Below are 376 nucleotides of genomic sequence, written 5' to 3' on the forward strand. Positions count from 1 at the left end.
TTGAAATTAACATGGAAGGAGATGAAACAAATCTATAAAGGTATGAGTCTGACAGAACTATTTAACTGCTCTGATTTTATTGCCGCGGCAAAATTTGGGCATAAAATTGTCGGCAAGAGAGTTGAGTATCCTCTTTATAATATTATTACTGAACAAATGATTATACCTGTTCCTGAGCATGGGTTGGTCATTGCTATTATTACTGATATAACGGCCCATGAATTAAGAAATCGTGAACTTAAACAGATGAAACTGGAAACAGTAGAAAAAGCAACAGACATTATAAATAAACAAATGCATGTCGCTCAAGAAATTGCAGGTTTGCTGGGCGAAACAACCGCCGAAACCAAGTCCGCCCTGCTGGAGTTAATTGCCC

General features: G+C 37.8%; 1 pseudogene. It reads left to right on the forward strand.

Features of this window, described 5'->3' with window-relative positions:
- Nucleotides 1-21: 21 nt before the first annotated feature.
- Nucleotides 22-376, forward strand: a pseudogene (locus tag AC29Z1_RS10640) ([Fe-Fe] hydrogenase large subunit C-terminal domain-containing protein); the annotation flags it as partial.

Source organism: Sporomusa sp. (assembly GCF_057736855.1).